Here is a 17,315-nt window from a genome sequence, read left to right as displayed (position 1 = left end):
TTTAAGCCTTTAATAATGGGAGAAATAAAATGGAAGACAAACAAAGTAAGGATTTATATGAAAGAATTGCTTTTTTTGAATTGAAAAATATAAAAATGTATTCGGATAATTTTGATACCCTAAAAGGTTCTGGGATAATTAGCCCCAAAGGAACATTTTCTGATGACAAAGAAGATTTTACTTATGGTTTTACTTTTGAAAAAATAAAAGAAACAGTACTGTGGTTAATAATAAATGGGTATCTTAAAGACTCTAATATAGACATTACCTCAACTCTAATTACTTTTCATTATGGAGATCAATCTCCAATGACTGAAAAGGGTATAGAACTTTATAGAAAATTATCTAAAAAGTATAATAAGGAGTATTTTGCAGAAAAAGCTAGAAAAAAAATTTCTGAAAATAATAATCAAAACAATTAATGTAGCTTAACAGCTACTTTTTTTGTGCCCCAAGCATGGCGTAAAAAGGCTTATTTTTTATGCCTTGATTTGTGGCCGCCCCACGTAAAAAGAAGCGAGAGAGGAAACAAATAAATGAAACGTGAAGAACTAAAAAAATTAAACCTAAACGATGAACAAATTGACAAAGTAATGAGCCTACATGGTGCTGACGTTGAGAGCGCAAAGTCCAAAATGGAGGAACTGAATAAGACGAATGAGTCTTTGCAGTCGCAAATTGCTGAACGAGATAAGGATTTGAAGTCACTCAAAAAGCAAGCAGGAGACAACGAGGAACTCAGCAACGAATTCAAGGAGCTGCAAAACAAATACAAACAGGACACAGAAAACCTGACTAAAGAATTGCAACAAACCAAGCTTAATAGCGCAGTCGACAGTGCTCTAGGCAAAGCTAAAGTACGCAATTCCAAGGCTGCGAAAGCTCTGCTGAATCTTGATGATGTAAAACTCAACGACAAAGGCGAAGTAGAAGGCTTAGACGATCAAATTAGTTCATTGCAGAAATCAGATGGCTATTTATTCGACCATGGAAGTAAAGAGCCGTATCAACCACAAGGTGGTGGTGGTAAGACCGATCCTGATCCAGTAGCCACGATGACTAATGTTTTTAAAGGAGAGAATAATAAATAATGGAAACAGTTAATTACGCAGAACAATACCAACAAGCAGTACAACAAGCGTTTTACGATGGGCACTTGTATACTGCTCCACTTTGGAACTCGCCAAGTAATGGTTTGATTTCATTTGATGGCGCTAAGCATATCAAACTTCCAAGATTAACAATTGAAGAAGGACGTAGAGACAGAAAAAGACGTGAAATAACCGATATTAAGGCTAACTATAGCAACGACTGGGACTCATACGAGTTAACTAATGAGCGTTACTGGAGCACACTAGTTGACCCATCTGACATTGATCAAACTAACTATGTAGTATCAATTGCTAACATTACCCGTCAATTCAATCTGGACGAGAAAATGCCCGAAATGGATAAATACATGTTTAGTAAGCTATTTTTAGAGAAACAAACTAAAGACGGTGGCAAAGGTATTACCACTGATACGTTGGATGAAAAGAACATTCTTACTGCCTTTGATAATATGATGGTCGATTTTGATGAAGCAAGAATTCCAAATCAAAACAGATACTTGTACGTAACGCCAAAGATCAATGCAATCCTTAAGCAAGCTGAGGCAATGAACCGTGGCTTAACACTCAAAGATCCAAACAATGTACAACGTACAGTTTACAGCTTAGATGATGTAAACATTGTTGTAATTCCGTCTGATTTAATGCAAACAGCATACGACTTCACAGTTGGCGCAAAGACTATTGATGATTCTAAACAAATTGAAATGATGTTGATCTACAACGGTGTTCAAATTGCACCAGAGAAATATACTTTTGCAGGTTTTGATTCACCAAGCGCTAAATCAAGCGGTAACTGGCTTTATTACGAGCAAGCATATAATGATGTTCTACTGCTTAATACCAAGACAGCAGGTATTCAGTTTGTGATTGCAGACAAAGTTGCTCCACAAGCACCATCAACTAAGGCAAGTAGCACTAAAACTGCAAGCAAGAGTGGAAAGTAAAGATGAATGACGAACGTAAAAAGGAGATTAAAGATAAGATCGCCCAATTATTGGGTGACAAATCAAATAATGATCTGATAGATTTCAGTATAGACAGAGTAATTAAATCGGTGGACAACTTTACTAATATACCTATTGATGAATTGCCTCCAGAAATAGATAGCACTATCACGGCAATGTGTTTGCAATTAATACAGACACACGAATGGACTAGTAATGATACCGTCAATTCAATTAGTGAAGGTGATGTGTCGGTTAACTTCGGCTCGCCAGCAGAACTTTATGCTCAAATGCAAAAGCTTAACCCGATTACAGATGACTTTATCAACGACCTAATTCATTTTAGGAGACTACCGCAATGATTGATGCTTTTAACAAGTTGAAAGAAGTAGCCCCAAAATTATGGAATGACAAGGTAACTATTCAAGCAACTAAGAAAGTAGTTAACGAGCATCATATAACCTCGAGTGAGCCTGTGACGATAGTTACAGATGAACCAGCTAAGGTTATACTCAAAGGCTTAAAAGCCAGTGAACAGTCGTTTTATGGCACTGATGAATACGATGCTACTTTACTGATTAGAACAGGAATAGATGTGCCAGCAGGTGCGACTATTATTGTGACTGATGTTAATGGCAAGGTGACGAAGTATAAGCGTAGCAGTAAAGGCTATTCAGGCTATGTGAGCCACCAAGAAATAGCAATGACAAGGGATGAAAAAGCATGAGCGCATTTGGAGATTTTGACAATAGTCAATTTGAAGAATTTGCCAAGCATGTCAATGCTCAGGTATCAGGCGGTCAGCTTAAAAGTGAAGTCAAAAAAAGCGTTAAGAATGTGGGAGAGACCTATAAGCGCAATGCAGAAGCAAACACGCCTGTTAAGACTGGCGATTTAAGACGGAGTTGGCAATTAAATGGTCCGATTTTTTCAGGGGCTGACATCTCGATCGAACTTAGAAATGGGAAAAACTATGCATCTTTTGTTGAGAACGGACATAGACAGACGCCAGGCAGATATGTTCCTTCTATTGGCAAAAGGCTAAAGGTAAGCTGGGTTCCTGGTCAGCATTTCCTGCAGGAAGCAACTAAGCAGACCTCCAATCAGATCCCACAGCTGATTACGCCAGTAATGGACGATATTTTAAGGAGACTGATGGAATGACGATCATTGAACGTATTGCTGACGAGATAGCACGGTTATTCCCTGAGGCAACAATTTACACTGAAAACCAAGCAGACGGCTTTACTGAACCGTCTTTTTTTATTGAGAAGATTGATACTAGTTCAGCTCCTGAAATGTTTGATAGGCAGACTCGAAAGTATGCTTATCAGGTTATATATTTTCCTAATCCTAAAAATCCAAAAACAGATATGGAACGTGTGGAAGATTATCTCTTGAGTGGTTTGCTAGAGCTAAAAGACTATGCTCCGCTAAGACATATTCAAGTAACTCAACAAGAAGACAATACGCTAATTTATCAATTCGAAGTTTGGGGTAGGTTTTACCCGGATAAAAAAGATGAAATCAAATTAAACAATGAAGAAGTGAAAGGAAATATTAAATGAGTTGGAAAACACAGAACAAACGCCGTCCTGGTGCCTATTTTAACGTTGTCGGTAAGGGCAATAACAACAATGGCACAGATATTGGGCGGACATTACTACCAGTTAGCACACAACTTAACTGGGGAGCTAAAGGGATTATTAAAATAAACAGTGACTCTAACTTTAAAGCATTGCTTGGCCATGATATTGATGAGCCAGAGTTGCAAACTTTGCATGAAGTGCTCAAAGGAGCAAACACAGTTTTATTGTTAAACAACAATGATGGTGTTGCGGCAACAGCCAACGATGAGTCATTACCGTGGGCATTTACCGCAAAATTTCCTGGCACAGTCGGCAATGAATTGCATGTGACTGTGCAAAAGAGCGATAGCAAGGTGATTGTATCAACTTTGCTAAATAGCAGGATTGTCGATCAACAAGATATTAGCCTTGATAAGCCAGAAGTTTTGATGTCAAACGATTTTATTAATGTTAAATTGACTGACAGAACAACACCTACAAGTCCCACGACTAAGGGCAGCGATAATAATTCTAAGGCACCAATTGTTAAACCAAAAAGCCTGACTCCGAATGAATATCGGACTCAAGCTTTAAAGAAATTATATAATTTTTATCAAAATTTTTGGACTCAAAACGTAATATAAATTTAAATTAGTCTTTTTTCATTAATAATAAGATCAATTGAATTGTCTTTTCTTTTTAAAATAGTTTTTCATCAATCAGATTAATGGAATAAAACCCCTAAAGTTATGCTTTATAAACGAATTAAATGAATTAATAAAATTAAATAAGTTTGACTTCTATAATGCTTGTAATTTTAGTAGTTAGTCTTCTACTAATTTTATTTTAGGAACATCAGAAGTTATTATTTCACCTTTATTTAATTCAACATGAATTTTTGATACCTGACCGTAGTCCTTATCAGGGTGCTTTGCTAAAATTTCATTAATGTCATCTTCGCCATTGTCAGAGAATATGTTTCCAGTTCCTCGTACAGCTTTAATAGTATAATCGCCAGGTTTGATATCTTTACCTACTGTCCAACTGCCGGGGGTTAATATCTTTCTAAAAATACGTTTGTCTGGAGTTGGGATTAGTTTTGTTGATTCAATTCCGTCAATCTTTATCTTTTCTCCAGCTTTTAAGTCAGTGGTGTACGAAGAAAGTTTCATCCATGTATCATCCTCAGTTGGCCCTAAAATGACATTTATATTACGATCATTAGGACTGTTTCGTGAAAATAGATTGCCACTACCTGAGACGGCCTTAATTACATAACGCCCAGGTTTAATCTCTTTACCGACTTTATGAGTACCCGCCGACAGTGTTACTGCTTTAGCAGTATTTTTCTCTATTACTACTTTTTTACTTTGTCGATTGTTACTTCCACCTTTATCACCTGATTTGTTCGTATCATTAGCTGAACATCCTATCAAAGAAAAGATGAATAAGCTTGTTATTAAAAATGATAAGGTTTTTTTTAGATTACCCATTACTTCCTCCCAAAGATTTACTACCATAGGTTTAATGTCGCTGGCGTTATGGACAAAATATGAACCTTAATATTTAAGATTTTTAATGTTACAAAAACTTTATATAATTAAATTAAAAAATTTCATGTGATGCTTTTATTTTTTTAATTCTAGTATAAATAATTATTATAGAAGATACAAGAATAGATTATTTTAAGTGACAATTTTTCAATATCAAAATATATTGTACTTTTTAAAATAAAAGTTAAAGTAGGATAAAATCTAACAAATGTATAAGAAAACTCTTTTATCAGAAAATAAAAATTTTTAATGGAATGTGAGAGATTTAAACTTTCGATATAAAATTTTCAATCATACTCCCCAAAATTCAGATGAAAAATACATAGAGATTAAACTCCGATTGTTATACTTGATCCGACAACTTCTTGAATAGTAGTCAAGCATTCTTCACCCGATCTAGTTATATCCTTAATCTTTAATATAAAAAGAATTGAAAAAGTTTAGTTAATTCATAGAAATTAATATTAATGAACAGAATCCTACAAAAATTTCAAAAAAATGTAGACATAAATAGAAACTTATGCTAAATTATTAAGAGTGGTCGAGAGATGACAACAAAATGGAGGATTAGCTCAGCTGGGAGAGCATCTGCCTTACAAGCAGGAGGTCACAGGTTCGAGCCCTGTATCCTCCATAATGATGGTGGTGTGAAGGGAAGTTCGCGCCGCCATTATTTATTGATTTAATAAATTGAATCCTTGCATTTTCTTTCAGAATAGGTATACTATTGAATGTGCTTTGATTCAGAATAATGACCCGTTGGTCAAGTGGTTAAGACATCGCCCTTTCACGGCGGTAACATGGGTTCAAATCCCGTACGGGTCACTTTGGAGGATTAGCTCAGCTGGGAGAGCATCTGCCTTACAAGCAGGAGGTCACAGGTTCGAGCCCTGTATCCTCCATCGTTCTATGGCTACCGAACATGCGGTAGCTTTTTTTATTATCAATGTATATATAAGAACATAGAACGAAAATTTTAAAAAATCGGTTCAAGTCCTGAGAGGATCCTTAAGTGGAGATGCCTTGTAACCGAATAGCTATTGTCTATAGGGGGACTAATATGGAAAAACGTTTGTTTACTTCAGAATCTGTTTCTGAAGGTCATCCAGACAAGATTGCTGATCAGATTTCTGATGCAATTTTGGATGCTATTATTGCCAAAGACCCTCAAGCTCATGTAGCTTGTGAGACCATCGTCAATACTGGTATTGTCTATGTCTTTGGTGAAATATCAACTAGTGCTTATGTTGATATTCAAGGAATTGTTCGCAAGACAGTTTTGAGAATTGGCTATGATAAACCAGAACTTGGCTTTGATGGCAATAATTGCGCTGTCTTAATTGATATTGATGAACAATCACCTGATATTGCTCAAGGCGTTGATCATTCTCTTGAAACGCGTGAAAATCAATCTGACGAAGATCAGCTTGATCAAATCGGGGCGGGAGATCAAGGCTTAATGTTTGGTTTTGCAATCAATGAAACGCCTGAATTAATGCCTCTGCCTATTTCGCTTGCTCATCGCTTGATGAGACAGGTTGCTAAGCTACGCAAAGATGGTACTTTAACTTGGCTTAGACCCGATGCTAAGGCAGAAGTGACTGTTGAATATGATGAAAAACAAAAACCAACACGTGTAGATACCGTTGTTATTTCAACACAGACCGATGATAAGGTTTCAAACGAAGAGATTCGCCAAGCTATGATAGATTTGGCAATTAAAAAGGTAATACCTGCTAAATACCTTGATGAAAAGACCAAGTTTCTGATTAACCCATCAGGTCGCTTTGTTATTGGTGGACCTAAGGGTGATTCAGGACTGACTGGACGTAAAATTATTGTTGATACTTACGGTGGCTATGCTCGCCACGGTGGTGGTGCATTTTCTGGAAAGGATCCGACAAAGGTTGACCGCAGTGCCAGTTATGCTGCCAGATATGTGGCTAAAAATATTGTTGCTGCAGGCTTGGCTGATCGCTGTGAAGTTCAATTAGCTTATGCAATTGGTGTTGCTCATCCAGTTTCAGTTATGGTTGATACTGCCGGAACAGGTAAAGCAAGTGACGAACTCTTAACAAAAGCAGTACGTAAAGTCTTTGACTTGCGCCCCGCGGGAATAATTAAAATGCTTAATTTAAGGCGGCCAATTTATGAGCAAACAGCAGCTTACGGACACTTTGGCAGAACAGATATTGATTTACCATGGGAGAAAACTGATAAAGTTCAAGATCTTTTAAATTTTGTTCATGAAAATAAATAATTTTAGCAGCTAATGAAGGAGTTGTAATTGTGAAGAAGACAAATGTACGAGTAGTGATGATTGCGATTTTTATGACGACATTTATGACTGCCATCGAAGGTACAATCGTTTCTACTGCAATGCCGACAATTGTTTCTGATCTGAACGGATTGGAAATTATGAATTGGGTTGTTTCCATTTTTTTGTTTATGACTGCTGTATCAACTCCTTTATATGGCAAATTAGCTGACAGCTTTGGGCGTAAACCAATTTTTCTATTTGGAATAGCTCTTTTTGTGATTGGATCTGCTCTTTGCGGTCAGGCTCAGAATATGGTTGAATTAATTTTATTCCGTGTTATTCAGGGTCTGGGTTCTGGAGCCGTTCAACCGGTGGCTATGACCATAATTGCAGATTTATACAGTCTGGAAAAAAGAACAAAAATGCTGGGTCTAAATTCTGGTTTTTGGGGCGTAGCTTCAGTCATTGCTCCATTACTCGGTGGCTTTATCGTACAAAATCTTTCTTGGCATTGGGTTTTCTACATTAATGTGCCAATTGGTATCATTGCACTTTTATTAGTTGTCTTTTTCTTAAATGAACCAAAGAATAAGCAAAAGACAAAGCTTGATGTTAAAGGAACATTTTGGTTAGTTGTTTTGCTTTTAACCTTAATGTTTACACTACAAGATTTAGGTACTCTTAATCCTTTTATGCTTATTGCTTTAATTGTACTAATCATAGTCAGCGCAATTATCTTTTATCATGAAGAAAAGCGCGCGGATGATCCGATTATGCCACTGTCAATGCTCAAGGGCAAAGAGTTCTTGGCTGTTAATATGATTACCCTGCTTGTTGCCGGAGTAGTTATTGGCTTTGAATTTTATATTCCAACCTGGATGCAGGGGATTAATGGTACTTCTGCTACTATTGCAGGTTTTGCCGTAACTCCAAGCTCTGTTATGTGGGTTGTGGGTTCATTTTTGATCGGTGGCATGTTGAGTCGCTGGGGTGTAAGAAAAACCTTCTTTGGATTGCTTACAATCCTGCTGATTGCTGACTGCATGTTATTGCTTGTTCCTATTCATACTCCGTTTTGGGTCTTTTGTGTCATAGCAACTCTTAATGGCTTTTCCTTTGGTGGAGTTCTAACCGCTTCGCAAGTCAGGTCACAGGTTTTAGTTTCTAAAGAAAATATTGGTGTTGCTACTTCCTTTAACACATTAATGAGGTATTTAGGTCAAACAATGATGGTTTCCATTTTTGGTATTACCTTCAATACCGTCGTGGCACATCAACTTGCAAAACATCCGAATTTGACACAAGGCATGATGAACAAAATAGTTTCATCAGCTAAAGCCCAAGAACTATCTGCGAACTTAATTCCACAATTAAGGCAAGTACTTTTTAGTGCTTTAAAAGGGGTTTACTTCGTTTCGCTTGTTGCTATAGTAATATCTGTTATTTTTAATTGTATTTATAAAAGCAAAAAGAAAGCTAATTAGTCGTTAAATTTATAACAGACCTGCTGGTTTATTTACCAGCAGGTTTTTTTATTTTAAAATTTTTTCATTAGTAGAAATATTTTGCCTGAAAAATTATAATAATAATATTAAACTTAATAAGTAATTGGAGTATTAAAAAATGGCAAGGGAAATTACTAATTGGCGTTCCTTAGGTGGTTACACTGGATTTGAAGGAAGAAAAGTAAAAGACGGGTTACTTTTTAGATGTGGGCAATTGTATAACTTGACTCCTTATCAAAAAGAACAAGTACAAGATAAATATCAAATTAAGAGAGTTTTTGATTTTAGGGGCGAGGAAGAAAGAAAACAATTTCCGGATTATTTGTGGTCCGGATTAGATTACGTTGTAATTGATGTTTTAAAAGATGCTCAGGTTAATCAAGCCAGTGTTGAAGAAATCGTTTCTGGTAATAATCAGGCTGAAGAAGATATGCTTACCACCTATGAAGAATTAGCTTTACAGAAATCTGCTCAAAATGGCTACCATCAATTTTTAATGACTCTCATAAATGATCCTGTTCCGACAGCATTTCATTGTTTTGCAGGCAAAGATCGCACAGGAGTGGCAGCAGCTTTAATTTTGAAAAGCCTGGGAGTAAGTGATGATCAAATCTTAACGGATTATCTAAAAACTATTGAAGCGCGCAAGCAGGAAAATCAGGAAATTTTGGACTACCTAAGAGACCAATTAACAAGTTCACAATTGAAAGATGTTGCTGTAGCTTTAACGGTTCAAAAGTCATATTTAGAACGGTATTTTTCTGCCATTAGGCAAAATTATGGGGATTTTGATAATTACCTGATTAAAGGACTGAATTTACCGAATGATTTTAAGAGCAAAATGAGGCAAATTTATTTAGTCTAAAATTTAAATAAACAAAAAGATGATATGTTCCTTGAATTTTGGAATCATATCATTTTTAAGTTTTTGACTTCTTTCACTATTGATTTTGAGTATTAGTACATACCAAGTTGAAAACTTTAACAATTACGATTGTAAATAGTAATCTATACAGACAAAAGAAAAGTAAAGTTACAGACTGGCTAAACTAATGCTTATTGCTTTGCGACTTAAATCATTAGGAGAAAACTTATTAAAATAAATTTGTACAGTGCTACTTTTTTATTTTAATAAAATATATATTAATATAAAAATAGTTAAAATTTTTTATAGACAATAAAACATAGAACCAATGTAATAATAAATTTAGACTAAAACTATAATAGTTATTAGCCTTATTAAATTAATTTTCAGATGACATTTTGACAAAAATAGGCTAGATTTGTAGAAAGTAGTTTTAATTATTAAAATTTTTACTAAGGAGAAAAAATGAAGCGCGATGATTATATTAAAAGTTTAGATCTTGAACCTCATCAAGAAGGTGGCTGGTTCAGGCAAGTTTATACTAGTGATCAACAATTTTATGATGAGGATAGTGGTGGAAATCGATTTTATTACACTTCCATTTACTTTTTGCTTGATGATACCAGTTGTTCTCACTTTCACCGACTGAACCATGATGAAATGTGGTATTACCACGATGGAGAAGCGATTACTATTCATTGTATTGCTCCAGATGGTAAATATTCAGCTGTTAAATTGGGGAAAAATGTTTCTGCTGGAGAATTCATGCAATTCAAAGTTCCCAAACACACTATTTTTGCATCAGAAGTTACTAAACCAAACAGTTTTTGTTTAGTAAGCTGTGTTGTTTCACCAGGATTTGATTATCATGACTTTGAGATGCTTAAAAAGGCAGATTTACTAAAACAATATCCTGAATACAAAAAAGTCATTGAACGTCTAGCGCTAGATTAGAGTGATTATGAAAAAAGGATCCAAGGCTTTGAAAATAAGCTTGAATCCTTTTTATTTAATAAATAGTACTTTGTGCTCTTTGGTTTTCTAAATAATAATGGTAAAGGAAGGAATAGCCGATTAAAAGAAATGATATTCCTTCTAAAAATCCGCCAACTACGTCTGAAGGGTAGTGGACATGGCTAAAAATCCTTGTATAACCGATTAATATTGGAAAACATGCCCAAATGATACATAATACAGTTTTAGCGGCTTTATTTTTTATTAATAAAATTGTTAAAACAATCAAAATTCCAAATAATGTGGCACTGCCAACAGAATGACCAGACGGGAAACTATATCCGTGAGCTGTCACAAGGTGGTGGGTAAGTGGTCTGTGACGAGCTATTGCATGTTTGATGATCCAGTTATAACCATTGGCTGCAATCATTGTTCCAGCTGTAAAAAATGCATAAGCAAATTTTCTACAAAATGCTAAAACAATAACCAGGATGATTGTTTCAATCATAATTACATTGGTATTGCCTAAATTGGTAAATGTTGTAGCAAATTTGATTACTGCAGGATTGTTATTGCAGATAATACTAATAATTGTTTGATCAAATTCACGAATAAATTGATTTTCAGAAGCAACTAGTATTGCCCAGATAGCATATAAAATCAAAAATATCGTCGCAGGTATTATGGTGTCTCTCTTTGTTTGAATTGTTTTGTTCAAAAACTTTCTCCCCTTGTTTTTTTTTGCATTTGTGGTAAATTATAATCATTATTGGTCAAAAAATAAAGATCAGGAACTAGTAGCAGTTTTGTTTTTCTATAGAGAAGAGTCGGAAGGTGCAAGACTTGAAAAGCAGATTGTGAACTGAGCCTGGAAAAAATCTAACGTTTGCTTTCCGCGTTAAGGGGCATGAGTGTCGCGCTTTTGGCGCGGAACTTAGGTGGTACCGCGATTATTCGTCCTATGAAAAAATATTTCATAGGACTTTTTTTATGAGGTAAAAATATGTATAATCACAAAATTGTAGAAAAGAAATGGCAGGATTACTGGGAAAAAAATCAAACATTTAAAACCGGTAATGACCCGAAAAAGAAAAATTATTATGTTTTAGATATGTTCCCTTTTCCATCTGGTAAGGGACTGCATGTAGGGCACCCGGAAGGATACACAGCAACTGATATTGTCGCACGAATGAAACGTAGTCAAGGATATAACGTCCTTCACCCAATGGGCTGGGATGCTTTTGGTCTTCCGACTGAACAGTATGCTCTTCAAACTGGACAAGATCCGGCCGTTGTTACTACTGAAAATATTGCCAATTTTAAAAGACAGCTGAATACTTTGGGCTTTTCCTATGATTGGAACAGGGAACTTGCAACTTGTGATCCAAAATATTACAAGTGGACCCAATGGACATTTGAACAAATGTATAAAAACGGTCTAGCCTATGAAGCTGAAGCTCCTGTTAACTGGTCACCAGATTTAGGTACAGTTGTTGCCAACGAAGATATTGTTGATGGTAAGACTGAACGTGGCGGTTACCCAATCTATCGACGCAATATGAAGCAATGGATGCTTAGAATTACCAAATATGCTGACCGTTTGCTGGCTGGTTTAGACAATCTTGATTGGCCGGAAAACATTAAAGAAATGCAGCGCAACTGGATTGGTCGTTCTGTAGGTGCACAAATTACCTTTAAGGTTAAAAATTCCAATGAAACTTTTGATGTCTTTAGTACGCGTCCGGACACTTTATTTGGTGCAACTTACGCTGTATTAGCTCCAGAAAATGAATTAGTTCAAAAAATTATGACTGATGGTCATAAAGATGAAGTCAATGCCTATATTAAACAAATTGAATCTAAGTCCGACCTTGAAAGAACAGATCTAAATAAAACCAAGACAGGTGTCTTTACAGGTGCTTATGCAATTAATCCTGTAAATAATGAAGAAATTCCTATCTGGATTGCTGACTACGTACTTGGCAGTTATGGTACTGGTGCGGTAATGGCTGTCCCAGCTCACGACTCCCGTGATTATGAGTTCGCCCGGAAATTCAATTTGCCTATTAAGGCCGTTATCAAGGGTGGAGATATTGCACAGGAAGCCTATACCGGTGATGGTCCACACATAGATTCCGAGTTCCTAAACGGACTCAACAATGCAGAAGCTAAAGAGAAAATTGTTGCCTGGCTCACTGAACACCATGCTGGAGAAAAAAAGGTTAATTATAAGTTACGTGACTGGGAATTTAGTCGTCAGCGCTATTGGGGTGAGCCAATTCCAGTAATTCACTGGGAAGATGGAGAAACAACGCTGGTTCCAGAAGATGAATTACCACTCGTTTTACCTCATGCTACTGACATCAAGCCGTCAGGAACACCTGAGAGTCCATTAGTTAATCTTAAAGACTGGGTCAACGTGGTTGATAAAAATGGTCGTAAAGGTAAAAGAGAAACTAATACTATGCCTAATTGGGCTGGTTCATCATGGTACTTCTTACGTTTTGTTGATCCTCACAATGATAATAAATTAGCTGATTACGAATTGCTCAAGAAGTGGATGCCGGTTGACCTCTATATCGGTGGTGCAGAACATGCTGTACGACACCTGCTCTATGCAAGATTTTGGAACATGGTTTTATATGATCTGGGAGTTATTCCAAATGAAGAGCCGTTCCAAAAATTATTCAATCAAGGATTAATTCTTAAAGATCATGATAAAATGTCTAAGTCAAAAGGCAATGTTGTTAACCCAGATGACGTGATCGATGAGTACGGTGCAGACAGTCTGAGAATGTACGAAATGTTCATGGGTCCACTGGATGCTTCAATTGATTGGGATGATAATGGACCTGCTTCTACCAAAAAGTTCTTGGACAGAGTTTGGCGTTTATTTGTTAACGATTTAGACCTTAAAGCTATTCCTCAAGAAAATATTGTGACTGAAAATGATGGCACCTTAGATAAAATCTATAACGAAACTGTTAAGAAAGTTACAGAGGACTTCGATAATTTACATTTCAACACCGCAATTTCTCAATTAATGGTCTTCATTAACGCAGCACAAAAAGCTAAAACTATTCCAAGAAAATATGCGGAAGGTTTTATTACGCTTTTAGCACCAATTGCTCCTCATATGATGGAAGAAATTTGGCAAATATTTGGTCATGATGAATCTGTTACGTTTGCAAAATGGCCAACCTATGATCCGGCTAAATTAGTTGAGTCAACGGTTGAGATTATGGTTCAAGTTAATGGTAAACTGCGTGGGAATTTTACAGCAGCTGTTGGTTTGGATAAAGATGAAGTTCAGAAGCAGGCACTGGCTCTACCACATGTACAGAAGTTTTTGCAAGGCAAAGATGTAAAAAAGGTCATTGTTGTACCGAATAAAATTGTCAATATTGTAGCTAAATAAAGTTAATTTTTCCTAAAGTGCAAAGTATATTTGTTGTTAATTGCCTTTTTTCATTCACAATAATATAGTTAGTAAACTAGATTTAGGGAATATTAATGAGAGAAAATAATTTATCTGAAAAAAATACACAAAATACCTTCATTAAGGGCAGTGCATGGATGACTTTTGGCTCTATTACGTCACGTATTTTAGGAGCACTCTATATTATTCCATGGTTTTATTGGATGTCACCTTATGGCAACATTGCCAATGCATTAACTGCTAGAAGTTATAATATCTATAGTATTTTTATTTTAATATCTACAGCAGGTATTCCTGGCGCCGTTGCGAAACAGGTAGCAAAATATAATGCGCTTAATGAGTATGGTGTAGGACGTAAGCTTTTTCATCGTGGTCTGATTTTGATGGTAATTTTGGGTATCATTTCAGCTGCAATAATGTACTTTGCTTCGCCTTTTTTGGCTTCTAATGGTTCGCAGATTGATCCCAGACAGGTAAAAGTCATGCGTAGTCTGTCATACGCCATCTTGATAATCCCTGTTTTAAGCATTATGAGGGGATATTTTCAGGGATATGAGGATATGATGCCATCAGCCATGTCTCAATTTGTAGAGCAATTAGCACGAGTTATTTGGATGTTGTTAACCGCTTATGTAATTATGCAGGTGCAACATGGCAACTTTGTTGACGCTGTTGTACAATCAAATTTAGCGGCAGCAATCGGAGCAATTTTTGGAATTGCCGTTCTAGCCTGGTTTTTGCTTTCGAGGCGTAACAAGCTTAATGAATTAGTTGAAAATTCTAATAATGAAATACAAGTTTCAACATCTGCTCTTTTTGCAGAAATTATTGCTCAGGCAGTACCGTTTATTATTATTGATGCAGGAATACAGCTTTTTTATCTGGTAGATCAGTATTCTTTTCATCCAATGATTGCCAGTTTGATCAATGCATCCAATAATACAATTGAAACTTGGTATGCGTTATTTGCTCTAAATGCTAATAAGCTGATTATGATTATCGTGTCTCTTGCCAGTGCAATGGCCGTGACAACAATTCCTTTGTTGTCCGCAGCACACACAAAGCATGACTTTCACGGGATTTCAAATCAAATAGGCAACACTTTAGATTTATTTCTATTTGTCATGATTCCAGCCTCTTTTGGTATGGCAGCAATTTCTACACCGGTTTATACAATTTTCTATGGGTATGACAAGCTAGGTTCAAATGTTTTATATCTTTCATCATTTACAGCAATTAGTTTAGGTTTATTCACTGTATTGATGGCGATTTTACAAGGTCTGTCAGAAAATGGTCTTGCAATTAAATATTTAGTATTAGGACTAATTATTAAAATTTTAATGCAGTATCCAATGATCTATTTGTTTAAGATTTTTGGTCCGCTGATTGCCACTAACTTAGGGATGCTCGTTATTATCTTTATGGCCTTAAAACACCTTAAAGTTGGCTATAATTTCAACCAGGATAGAACAAGAAGACGTTTTATTGGAATTACCGCATTTTCTGTAACCATGTTTTTAATTGTTTTGGCAGTAGAAAAAGGACTTGAATTGTTCTTGAATCCTGCAAGTAGTTTGCAGTCGTTGATTATAGTAGTTATATCCATTATTGTCGGGTGCTTATTTTACGGATTTGCTGCGATTAAGTCTGATTTGGCACAAAAAATTCTTGGGGATAAAATTATTCCTATATTAGAAAAATTGCACATTCATGCATAAGTGAAAAGGTAATTTAAAACTTGGTACCGTAGTAAAAACGGTATCAAGTTTTTTCTTTGGGCTAAATATATTTGGAACAATTTTATTAATGAACTTATAATAGCTTTTAGCTTTTAAAAGTTAAATAAAAAACTCTTCGCTAATTGAACTAAAACGCTATAAGCAAAGAGTTTATTAATTTGAACTGAAATATAATATTTAATTTATTGACTTAATCTTTTTAAGAATGCAATTATTTATAATTCAAAGTATAGTCTACACAGTCAATAATCTTATGCATACCTTCAAATAAAGCATCTTTTTCGGTAGATAAGGAAATTCTAAAGTATCTGTCGGAATATTCCAAATCACTACCCTTGGCAACAATTACATGAAAGTGGTCTTCTAAGAGTTTATAGTACAAATCAACATCTTTGATTTCATCAGGAATTTTAATAAACATATATAGGCCTCCTAGATACTTTGAGGAAGCAAAATACTTACTTGTAGAAAGCAAATTAGTTAGTTTTTTACCTCTTTGTCCAATTTCTTCAATATGATGGGTATAATGATCTGGTTCTTCTAAAATTATTTCACCAATGAATTGACTAATAGTTGGGGCACTAAAAGTGATCCCCTCATTATAATAACCGTCTTGCTTAATAATATCGGCAGGAGCAATCACATAGCCTAGACGTATTCCTGGGATAGCAAAAGTCTTTGAAAAACTGCTGACTAATATTTGATGAGAAATGTCAGTTGAGACTGGTTGATATTTATAGGTGCTCGGATAGTCGCTATAAACATGATCATCAACTAGAAAAATGTTGTTTTCCTCACATAGTTTATTCAAGAAGTTACGGTCTGATTCTGATAAACTTGCGCCTGTGGGATTGTTAGGATAGTTAATGATAATAGCCTTAGTTTTTTGGTTTACTGCGTTTTTGATTTGGTCTTTTGGTAGTGCAAAATCGGGAGCCTCTGATTTGACTATCACTGGCTTTGCACCTACTCCTGCAATTAAATTTAAGTACGAAGGGAAGAAGGGAGCAATAACTATAATTTCATCACTTTGAGATTTGATGATTGACTTTAAGGATAAAAATGCACCATGTAAGCATGACACTGTGATTTGGATGTTATCTACATCAATATCTTTTATGCCATATTTTTCTTTGTAATATGTCACAATTTCTTTTCTGAGTTTTGGCAGACCCATACCTGGAGTGTATCCGTTGCCTTCTTTTTCAACTCGTTTCACAAGTTTGTCAATTATACTTTTGTTTATTCCAGAACGAAAATCCCCAATAGATAAGTCAATGTAATCTGATGGGAGTATATTAACGTCTAAGCTCATAATATATTAACCTTTCTTTAAGTAAATTATTGTATAAATCATATTATTTAATTCGAAAAAG

At 35.5% G+C, this 17,315-nt stretch carries 17 protein-coding genes, 3 tRNA genes, 1 riboswitch and 1 other annotated feature; of the genes, 17 read left to right on the top strand and 3 right to left on the bottom strand.

The genetic code is table 11. The annotated features are described in order from the left end of the window. Positions 1 to 29 precede the first annotated feature (29 nt). The 8 genes from LDM90_RS07345 (at position 30) to LDM90_RS07310 (ending at position 4,268) form a co-directional block, all read left to right on the top strand. Positions 30 to 422 (top strand): hypothetical protein, encoded by a 393-nt coding sequence (locus LDM90_RS07345; protein WP_223897237.1) that lies wholly within the window; start codon positions 30 to 32, stop codon positions 420 to 422. Positions 423 to 536: 114 nt separating this feature from the next. Next, positions 537 to 1,091 (top strand): phage scaffolding protein, encoded by a 555-nt coding sequence (locus tag LDM90_RS07340; protein ID WP_223897235.1) that lies wholly within the window; start codon positions 537 to 539, stop codon positions 1,089 to 1,091. Then, on the top strand, positions 1,091 to 2,056 hold the full coding sequence (locus tag LDM90_RS07335) for a capsid protein (RefSeq protein WP_223897233.1): 966 nt from the start codon (positions 1,091 to 1,093) through the stop codon (positions 2,054 to 2,056). Before LDM90_RS07340 ends, LDM90_RS07335 begins: the two co-directional genes overlap by 1 nt. A 2-nt stretch (positions 2,057 to 2,058) precedes the next feature. Continuing rightward, positions 2,059 to 2,418 carry a head-tail connector protein gene (locus LDM90_RS07330; RefSeq protein ID WP_223897232.1) on the top strand — a complete coding sequence of 120 codons (360 nt, stop codon included), beginning with the start codon at positions 2,059 to 2,061 and terminating at the stop codon, positions 2,416 to 2,418. After that, positions 2,418 to 2,783 carry a hypothetical protein gene (locus tag LDM90_RS07325; protein WP_223897314.1) on the top strand — a complete coding sequence of 122 codons (366 nt, stop codon included), beginning with the start codon at positions 2,418 to 2,420 and terminating at the stop codon, positions 2,781 to 2,783. The genes LDM90_RS07330 and LDM90_RS07325 overlap by 1 nt, the downstream gene beginning before the upstream one ends. Beyond that, on the top strand, positions 2,780 to 3,220 hold the full coding sequence (locus LDM90_RS07320; protein ID WP_223897230.1) for an HK97 gp10 family phage protein: 441 nt from the start codon (positions 2,780 to 2,782) through the stop codon (positions 3,218 to 3,220). The genes LDM90_RS07325 and LDM90_RS07320 overlap by 4 nt, the downstream gene beginning before the upstream one ends. Then, positions 3,217 to 3,624 (top strand): phage tail terminator family protein, encoded by a 408-nt coding sequence (locus LDM90_RS07315; RefSeq protein WP_223897229.1) that lies wholly within the window; start codon positions 3,217 to 3,219, stop codon positions 3,622 to 3,624. Before LDM90_RS07320 ends, LDM90_RS07315 begins: the two co-directional genes overlap by 4 nt. Beyond that, positions 3,621 to 4,268 carry a phage tail sheath N-terminal beta-sandwich domain-containing protein gene (locus tag LDM90_RS07310; protein WP_223897226.1) on the top strand — a complete coding sequence of 216 codons (648 nt, stop codon included), beginning with the start codon at positions 3,621 to 3,623 and terminating at the stop codon, positions 4,266 to 4,268. Before LDM90_RS07315 ends, LDM90_RS07310 begins: the two co-directional genes overlap by 4 nt. A 180-nt stretch (positions 4,269 to 4,448) precedes the next feature. On the opposite strand, the gene LDM90_RS07305 is transcribed toward LDM90_RS07310, so the two are convergent. Beyond that, entirely contained in the window at positions 4,449 to 5,060 is a 612-nt protein-coding gene (locus LDM90_RS07305; RefSeq protein ID WP_223898747.1) for a hypothetical protein, read from the bottom strand. A 678-nt stretch (positions 5,061 to 5,738) separates the two neighbouring features. Between LDM90_RS07305 and LDM90_RS07300 the strand changes: the two genes are divergently transcribed. From LDM90_RS07300 to LDM90_RS07270, 7 genes are all read left to right on the top strand, one after another. Continuing rightward, a tRNA-Val gene (locus LDM90_RS07300) sits at positions 5,739 to 5,811 on the top strand. A gap of 119 nt (positions 5,812 to 5,930) precedes the next feature. Next, positions 5,931 to 6,002: transfer RNA gene (locus LDM90_RS07295), tRNA-Glu, on the top strand. 4 nt (positions 6,003 to 6,006) lie between these two features. After that, positions 6,007 to 6,079: transfer RNA gene (locus LDM90_RS07290), tRNA-Val, on the top strand. A gap of 80 nt (positions 6,080 to 6,159) precedes the next feature. After that, a riboswitch (SMK box riboswitch) is annotated at positions 6,160 to 6,240 on the top strand. Beyond that, positions 6,238 to 7,437: a methionine adenosyltransferase gene (metK, locus tag LDM90_RS07285; protein ID WP_034980024.1), complete on the top strand. Its 1,200-nt coding sequence runs from the start codon at positions 6,238 to 6,240 to the stop codon at positions 7,435 to 7,437. (Overlaps the previous riboswitch by 3 nt.) Positions 7,438 to 7,466: 29 nt before the next feature. Further along, a complete protein-coding gene (locus tag LDM90_RS07280) occupies positions 7,467 to 8,921 on the top strand; it encodes an MDR family MFS transporter (RefSeq protein ID WP_223897224.1) in 1,455 nt (484 codons plus the stop codon). A gap of 139 nt (positions 8,922 to 9,060) precedes the next feature. Next, complete coding sequence (locus LDM90_RS07275; RefSeq protein WP_223897222.1) at positions 9,061 to 9,807, top strand: tyrosine-protein phosphatase; 747 nt, start codon at positions 9,061 to 9,063, stop codon at positions 9,805 to 9,807. Between the two features lie 465 nt (positions 9,808 to 10,272). Then, positions 10,273 to 10,761, top strand: a complete 489-nt coding sequence (locus LDM90_RS07270) for a cupin domain-containing protein (RefSeq protein WP_223897220.1) — start codon at positions 10,273 to 10,275, stop codon at positions 10,759 to 10,761. Between the two features lie 55 nt (positions 10,762 to 10,816). Here the strand turns inward: LDM90_RS07270 and LDM90_RS07265 are convergent, their stop codons facing one another. Further along, positions 10,817 to 11,479, bottom strand: a complete 663-nt coding sequence (locus LDM90_RS07265) for a phosphatase PAP2 family protein (protein WP_198212212.1) — start codon at positions 11,477 to 11,479, stop codon at positions 10,817 to 10,819. 56 nt (positions 11,480 to 11,535) lie between these two features. Next, positions 11,536 to 11,726, top strand: a binding site (T-box leader). 38 nt (positions 11,727 to 11,764) lie between these two features. On the opposite strand from LDM90_RS07265, the gene leuS reads away from it, so the two are divergent. Continuing rightward, positions 11,765 to 14,179 carry a leucine--tRNA ligase gene (leuS, locus tag LDM90_RS07260; protein ID WP_223897219.1) on the top strand — a complete coding sequence of 805 codons (2,415 nt, stop codon included), beginning with the start codon at positions 11,765 to 11,767 and terminating at the stop codon, positions 14,177 to 14,179. A gap of 95 nt (positions 14,180 to 14,274) precedes the next feature. Continuing rightward, positions 14,275 to 15,918, top strand: a complete 1,644-nt coding sequence (locus LDM90_RS07255) for a putative polysaccharide biosynthesis protein (RefSeq protein ID WP_223897217.1) — start codon at positions 14,275 to 14,277, stop codon at positions 15,916 to 15,918. Positions 15,919 to 16,150: 232 nt separating this feature from the next. Here the strand turns inward: LDM90_RS07255 and LDM90_RS07250 are convergent, their stop codons facing one another. Next, positions 16,151 to 17,254: a pyridoxal phosphate-dependent aminotransferase gene (locus tag LDM90_RS07250; protein ID WP_223897215.1), complete on the bottom strand. Its 1,104-nt coding sequence runs from the start codon at positions 17,252 to 17,254 to the stop codon at positions 16,151 to 16,153. Positions 17,255 to 17,315 lie beyond the last annotated feature (61 nt).

It is taken from the genome of Lactobacillus huangpiensis (assembly GCF_019972815.1).
Taxonomy (GTDB): domain Bacteria; phylum Bacillota; class Bacilli; order Lactobacillales; family Lactobacillaceae; genus Lactobacillus; species Lactobacillus huangpiensis.
The sequence above is the reverse complement of the archived record's forward strand: the minus strand, read 5'-3'. Positions and strand labels throughout refer to the sequence as shown.